5 protein-coding genes and 1 pseudogene are annotated in these 6,076 nt (G+C 50.7%); 1 reads left to right on the top strand and 5 read right to left on the bottom strand.

Going from position 1 to position 6,076, the window contains the following annotated elements; translation table 11 throughout:
* The 5 genes from LUQ50_RS03755 to LUQ50_RS03735 form a co-directional block, all read right to left on the bottom strand.
* On the bottom strand, positions 1-294 hold a 294-nt coding region (locus tag LUQ50_RS03755; RefSeq protein WP_300036389.1), incomplete at its 3' end, for a hypothetical protein.
* Positions 295-345: 51 nt separating this feature from the next.
* On the bottom strand, positions 346-1,236 hold the full coding sequence (locus LUQ50_RS03750) for a DnaJ domain-containing protein (protein ID WP_300036386.1): 891 nt from the start codon (positions 1,234-1,236) through the stop codon (positions 346-348).
* A gap of 107 nt (positions 1,237-1,343) precedes the next feature.
* Positions 1,344-2,507: an aconitase X catalytic domain-containing protein gene (locus LUQ50_RS03745; RefSeq protein ID WP_300036383.1), complete on the bottom strand. Its 1,164-nt coding sequence runs from the start codon at positions 2,505-2,507 to the stop codon at positions 1,344-1,346.
* The gene (locus LUQ50_RS03740) at positions 2,508-3,749 is read right to left on the bottom strand and encodes a UbiD family decarboxylase (protein ID WP_300036380.1); all 1,242 of its coding nucleotides are present in this window, start codon (positions 3,747-3,749) and stop codon (positions 2,508-2,510) included.
* On the bottom strand, positions 3,746-4,297 hold the full coding sequence (locus tag LUQ50_RS03735; protein ID WP_300036377.1) for a UbiX family flavin prenyltransferase: 552 nt from the start codon (positions 4,295-4,297) through the stop codon (positions 3,746-3,748). Before LUQ50_RS03735 ends, LUQ50_RS03740 begins: the two co-directional genes overlap by 4 nt.
* Positions 4,298-4,765: 468 nt before the next feature.
* Here LUQ50_RS03735 and LUQ50_RS03730 point away from each other — a divergent pair.
* Positions 4,766-6,076, top strand: a pseudogene (locus LUQ50_RS03730) (hypothetical protein); the annotation flags it as partial.

The raw sequence follows: 6,076 nt of genomic DNA, 5'->3' as shown, positions 1-6,076 counted from the left end.
TATCTCATCGTTACTGGTTTCCCCGAATTTTCGTGACGCAAACAGATCCCCGATCTTCAGTGATGCCTCCTCACGGGACATCCGTGATTCAAGATCCCTGATGCATGCAGCAACCCCTTTGATGCTTACCTGTGCCTCGACCCGGTCTGCAAGGTCGTTGGCGATCGGGATCTCCACCACGGTCTCAGGATCAAGACCAACCTTGCGTGCCTCACCTGCAACCTGCATGGCATGGGCTAAACCACTATTCAGCCGGTCATAATAAGCCTGCATATGAGGAGAGATATCAGCCATAAGTATTCGGTCACATATAGATCAGACCGGATTGTATTTGGGTTGGCTCTCCTATGATGACACAGGAGTCGATGTTGCCTGCCCGGACGGGGAATTGATATCCCTCAGCAGGTCACTCATTTCAGTATCCCAGTGTCCGGATTTTTCTGCCGAGTTCAGGAGGGAGAGGGCAGAACGCCGGTCATGAACATTCAGGTATGCCTCAGCCATAGCCTTGGTAACTGCGAGATCTTCAGGATTCTGTGGTGATATTTTTGAGAATGATCGGATTGCATCACGATAATACTGTTCAGCGTCAGGCAGACCCAGTCGTGAGAGAGCATCGCCTTTCTTCATCTCGGCAAACCCCTTTGCCCGCCATGCCTCTGCAAATGAAGGGAGTTTGACAGTGGCATCCTGATAACTCTCGATCGCTTTCTGGTATTCTTCCTGACTCATCCACCGGTTCCCTTCAGCAAGAGAGTTTCGGGCATCTGTACTGTTGGTACCACTGATCCAGGGAAGCAGAAAGAGCTCAGCGATGATGATGACTGCCATAAACAGGGTGAGGTAGAAGAGGAGTACCTGCACAATTCGCGGAAATGAACTCTTTGGTTGTTGTACCGGCTCCTCATGGACTGCCTGGGTAGTCCTCTTCTGATGCTGGTTGGTATAATACCAGGTCCGTGGATCGCGGTACCGATGTGTTCCCTGGTAATATCTGCTGTACTGGGAAGACTCTGCCAGGACCAGGGTTGCATCATACTCCTCGCGTTTCTTAGGATCCTTCAGAACCTGGTACGCCTCATTCACGACCTTAAAAAGTTCATCTGCGTCAGGACTCTCACAGACATCGGGGTGCAGAATTTTTGCAAGTTTCCGGTATGAGGTGGTGATATCCTGCAGAGAGGCATCTGGACGTACACTTAAAATATCGTAATAATTTTCCTCTGGCTGGGTCATCACGGTACCGGAGTTCTGTATTACCATATCGAATGTGAGATAATAAATATCTCAGCACTGATTCAGGGGTACCTGAGACGGATCACCCTGTTTCATGTCCCGACTTGTTACCGGCAGGCTGCGGCGATACAGGTATCCAGACTCCCGAGCAGCGATCTCGCTCCGCACATATTTGGGACATAGGCAAGTGCCTTACCACTGGAGACCATGATGGTTTTGTACTGCTCCAGTGCAGGGGAGACCACCATGCAGGTATCAGCAAACACCCATGCACCACTCTTCTCAATGATATGAACCGCCTCTGCTGACCTGGTGATGACATCACGTGCAGCAAAGATATATAACGGTTTTTTAACCCGGCATCCCTGAAGTTTTTCTGCAATCCGGGTGAGTTCTTCATCAGAACAGTGTGGGCACCCGATAGCGATCGCGTCGGGATCTGCGGTGGTATACACCCCGGTTACCTCATCAGCGGTGATCGTGACATTCTCCAGGGAACTGGCATCATAGTGAAACACCCTGGCCTCAGGAGTGATATCCTGCACATGGTACAGTGCAGTTGCCCCGGTTGCAGCCATTGCAGCTCCCAGATTCTTGAGTTGATCCCGTGATGGTCTGATTCCGGTGAATACCGGTACCCGGTTCCCTGCAATCTTCCCTGCAAGATACCCGAGAGCCCCGTACCAGGATTCATCAACCTCCCCAGGTGCATCTTCAACCAGGATCGTCAGTACTGGCGATCGGTTCTCCACGAGGTGCAGTCCATATGCAGGAGTTCTCCCAAGAATCGCCGCAGCCAGGGCTGATGGTCCTCCTTCACGGTTGGTTCGTGCTCCGATCACTGAGTTCGCATATGCAACTGCTGAGGATTCTGACCATGCGAGATGATCCCCATACTCGGATATCGTCAGGTAATAGGGAGTACAGGTGCAGGAGAGACGAATCCCAAGACGTTCATACGCAGCGATCACATCGAACTGGTTTTTTGCAAATACGGGATCGATCTGCATCTCTCTCCATCTGATTCGATCCATCCCGACCGGGTTGAGAATTGCAGGGACTGTTGCTTTGGCATCAAGGCTTGAGAGCCATTCAAGCCCCCATCTTCCGATGGTCTTGTATGATGCACCAGAGACCTGGGCACTGCGGATAGGCACCATCTTCTCTGCTTCAAAGACCTTCCCCATCGCGACCAGGATCTCCATCAACTGTTGCCGGGTCTGCCCTTCTTCTCCGGCAAGAATCGCCTCTTCTTCAGCAGTCAGAAACATTCATGCCTCCCAGGATGCTCTGATAAACTCATCCTCGCGACCCATCTCCATGGTGGCATCTATTCCCATCTTCACGTTCAATCCGTCACCGATCCGGGTAGGGTCAAGGGATGACCCCCTGATTCCCGGAATTATAATGGTGTCTATATCAGCCCGTACCCGTGTTGCCAGGGCATATTCAACATCCAGGGGGTCTGACGGGTTGATGTCCCCGTCAACAATGACCACGTGTTTCAGGGAGGTATGTGCAGCAAATGCCGCCAGAATTGCATTCTTTCCATCACCCTGTGTCCGTTTTTTTATCTGGACAACCCCGTGCAGGTACCCACATCCTCCCTTTGTAAGTACCACATCGGTTACCCCGGTTACTCCGGCAACTGCCTTGTAGATCAGTGGCTCATAGGGAGCACCCATCAGTATCTTATGCTCATCGCCACCCGGGAGAATTCCATGGTAGATCGGATCCGGTTTCATGTACATCCCGGTGATCCTGATCACCGGCTGGATCCTCACAGGATCGTAGGTTCCGGTGATATCCACGAACGGGCCTTCCTGAGCAGTCTCAGCACCGGCGAATCCTTCGAGGATGATCTCTGCTTCCGGTACCCTGACCCCGTTGCTCAGGGTCTTTACCCTGATCTCTCCACCGAGCAGTTCTGCTGCGAAGGGAAGTTCCATCCCAACCGGGACACGACTGCAGCTGGCAAACATGACGAGGGGGTGCAGCCCTATAGCGATTGCAACCGGCAGTTCTTTCCCGTCTGCCAGGGCTTGTTTCAGCAGCGTATGGGTATGTCTCCCCTCAACAAGCCGTGCAACCAGCTTATCCTTCCCATACTGAAGCATCCGGTGAACCGAAGCGTTTTCGACCCCGTTGTACTGGGAAAAAACCACCCCTGCACAGAGGTATCTGCCTGCATCCAGGGGGTAATGTTTCATGATCGGGATCTGGTCAAGGTCAGGTGCAGAGCAGGTGATCGTTCCATCCTCTACCACCCTGCCGTCATACCTGCATGATGCAAGATGAGGAACCATCTTTTCAGAGCTTACCCCGAGAGCCAGGGCAAGTGATTCCCGGCTGGCGGTGACGTTCATAACTGCCTTTTTTCCATCAAGGTTATGGAAGAAGAGAAGTTTGTCAGTTCCAAAGGATCGTTTCGGTGCTTCGTATTCTGAAGAGACTGGTTCATGTATGTCGATGACCAGCCCCCTGCTTCTCATCAGATCTATACAGGTTCTCATTCGTATCCACTCCATCTGTTGCTGATATCTATCTCAATCCCGAGATGATCGATGATCCGGGAGACCACTGCATCGACGAGATCTTCTATACTGGCAGGCCTGTTGTAAAATGGCGGGCTTGCCACCATAATGGTTGCTCCTGCATCGTGGGCAGTGAGCATATTCGTGATATGAATCCGTGAGAGCGGGTTCTCCCTGAGCAGAAGGATGCAGGGCCGTCGTTCTTTCAGGGTAACATCTGCAGCACGGGTAACCAGGTTCGGTGTGATCCCGTTTGCAACCGATGCCAGGGTTTTCATGCTACATGGAGCGATGACCATCCCATCATGTCTGAATGAACCACTTGCAATCGGGGCAGCAAGATCATCAAACCGGTGGACCGTTACCTGAAATCCGGTGAGGGAGATTCCTTCATACGCTGCAATCTCTCCAGCAACCGGGCTGACCACCAGATGGATCTCGGCACACGGGGAGAGGTGATAGAGGAGCCGGGAAGCATAGATCATACCACTGGCCCCTGATACCCCGATAACAAATCTTTTTGTCATATCTCAATCGAACCGGCAGTTCCCGGATCCTTTGATTCATGTCTATTCAGGATCCGACAGACACCGGGCCACTCATTCTTATCGTTTAGTACCGATGTATGAAATACGCACCTGAGGAATAATTGCCGCTGATATCAAACGTCTGAATGCCTCACTGGTATGAAAATAACAGAATGTCCTTGTGGTCTGGTTATCATGAGAAGTTTCAGGTATTCCGGTACCAGTCGCGCATATTCTGCGCACCGTGGTCTGATCAAAAATAAACGGCGTATCAGATTTATCGTAAGAATATTATTGGTTCAAACAATAATTATTTTATTCTGGCTCGGAATGGTATTCTGAACCCTTGGTGCCCCTCGTTGTGGAATGATAGTATTTAATATGGCTTAGCGTAAAGATTAGCACATATATCTTGTGATCGGTCCATCTGGCTCATATCAGGTGTGAACCATGCGGATGGGAGGCGTAATGATGACGATTTGGAGATCTTTGCTCTATATGCTGGTGATACTCTTCTGTCTCTGTGGGATTGCAGTGACAGCAGAGTTAACACTCACCACCGGAACACCGCAAGCCCTGTCAGGGACGGTAAATCCGGGACCGGAATCTGGTGCAAGTGGCATTTCAATTATGGCTGCGGCATCAGACCCTGATGGATATACCCTGAAGAACACTCTTACCCTGGGTTCTGTTCCCTACAGTATTACCCGGGACTCATGTGGCGGATCCCGCAAACAGGTCACTCATGGAGAGATGAAACGGGTTCATCCCCGGGTATATGAAAACGGGGTTGTGTATGAAGAATGGAATGCCGGAAATGCCCTTGTCGGCAGGTATGACATAAATTCAGGGACATCAGGAACCATGAACCCGACAGGCCAGGAACAGACCTATCCCGAAGGTTCAGGTAAATTGGTGGTTTATGAACAGGATGCAGCGCCTGGCAATTCGATAAAAAATGTCTTTGTGTATGATACCCAGAGCCAAACATCCTATCAGGTTTCACCCAGTACTACGAACCAGAATCAGCCTGATATCTCGGGCAGATACGTGGTCTGGCAGGACTGGAGTTCTGGCAATTCGGATATTGCCCTTGCAGATCTGAACAACCGCAGGGTGGATCTGAACAGTGGGAAGTACGAACTGAACAACGGCCAGGTGAATCTGATCTGTAAGGATCTCGGTGATCAGAGTCATCCAGTAATCTCCGGCAATTACGTAGTCTGGGAAGACTGGAGAAACAGTAACGCAGATATCTACATGTACGATATCAGTGCGAAACAGGAATACCAGTTGACAAATGAGCCATCAGATCAGAAAAACCCGAAGATAAGTGGGAACATTGTGGTCTGGGAAGATACCCGTAATGGTGGATCTGATATTTACGCCATGGATCTGAGAAACCAACGCGAGTTCCCGCTATCAGGATCCGGCAGTGCTGTCAACCCTGATGTATCCGGGGCACTGGTTGTCTGGGAAGACGATTCTGCAAGCAGCTCAGCAATTATGCTTCTGGATCTGATCACCGGGCGGATCTATAGTCTTGCCAATGATAAGTTTGATCAGAAATCACCATCGATATTCGGTGGGGTCGTATCCTGGGAAGAACACAGTTCAGGATATTCAAACATCTATATTCTCCAGCTGAGCGGTTCCGGAGTGAACCAGGGGTCATCATCCCGGATACCGAGTGGAAATTACCATTTCTACGGATCAGCTACCCGCTCTGGCAGCCCTGTTCCTGTTGGTTCAACGATAACTGCCATGATTGATGGAGAG

It is taken from the genome of Methanospirillum sp., assembly GCF_028679455.1.
GTDB lineage: Archaea > Halobacteriota > Methanomicrobia > Methanomicrobiales > Methanospirillaceae > Methanospirillum.
Note: the sequence above shows the minus strand (reverse complement) of the source record. Positions and strands in the feature narration are given on the sequence as shown.